Source organism: Alcanivorax sp. UBA3183 (assembly GCF_002364155.1).
GTDB classification, from domain to species: Bacteria; Pseudomonadota; Gammaproteobacteria; order Pseudomonadales; family Alcanivoracaceae; genus Alcanivorax; species Alcanivorax jadensis.
This window is the reverse complement of the sequence record NZ_DEXN01000013.1, coordinates 37,587-38,518: the sequence shown is the minus strand read 5'-3', so window position 1 is coordinate 38,518 and position 932 is coordinate 37,587. Positions and strand designations below refer to the sequence as shown.

The 932-nt window shown below is 56.3% G+C and carries 1 protein-coding gene; it reads left to right on the top strand.

Annotated elements, in window-relative coordinates; all coding sequences use genetic code 11:
• Positions 1-59: 59 nt before the first annotated feature.
• The gene (locus B3Q33_RS05365) at positions 60-830 is read left to right on the top strand and encodes an SDR family NAD(P)-dependent oxidoreductase (protein ID WP_272962951.1); all 771 of its coding nucleotides are present in this window, start codon (positions 60-62) and stop codon (positions 828-830) included.
• The last annotated feature ends 102 nt before the right edge of the window (positions 831-932 follow it).

The following is a 932-nucleotide window of genomic DNA, read 5'->3' as shown; positions in this document are numbered from 1 at the left end:
ACGAGCTACGAGCTACGAGCTAGTGGCTCGTCGCTGTTCGACTTTCAGGAGAACCTTTCATGGATCCAATTCTGGATTTTACCGGCAAGACAGCGCTGATTACCGGCGCGGCCAGTGGTTTTGGCAAGTTGCTGGCCGAAGAGCTGGGCAAGCGTGGGGCGGCGCTGGTGTTGGGGGATATCAATATGGATGCCCTGAACACGCAAGCCGAAGCGCTGGCGGATCAGGGCGTTAAAGTGGCGGCGTTGCGTTGTGATGTGTCCAGTGAAGCGGACTGTAAGGCCATGGTGGAAACCGCACTGGCACAGTTTGGCCACCTGGATATGGCGGTGAACAATGCCGGCATCGCCCATGGTTTTATCCCTTTCGATCAGCTCACCGAGGAAGTACTGGATCAGCAGGTGAACGTGAATGTGAAAGGCGTGATGTTCGGTATGAAGCATCAGATTGCCGCCATGAAGGAAAAGGGCGGCAGCATTGTCAACGTCAGCTCCATGGCGGGTCTGGGTGGTGCACCGAAGATCGGGGCCTATTCCGCCGCCAAGCATGCGGTAATTGGGCTGACCAAAACCGCCGCTGTCGAAGTGGCGAAGCGCAATATTCGTGTTAATGCGATCTGCCCGTTCTATACCCATACGCCCATGGTGGACGAAGGCAATTTGTCTGAAGACAAGGCTGCCATGCATGCCATGCTGGCGTCCGGTTGCCCCATGAAACGGCTGGGTCAGCCGGAAGAAATTGTCACCGTCATGCTGATGATGCTGTCGCCAGCCAACAGCTACATGAATGGTCAGGCCATTGCCGTGGATGGCGGTGTGTCTGCGTTCTGATTGTGGTTGGCAAGAAAGCCCTGGTCGCGTTTTCGCGGGCGGGGCTTTTTTATGGTCGCAAGCATCCGTGGTTTTCCAGGACGTAGGGTGCACTGAGCCTAA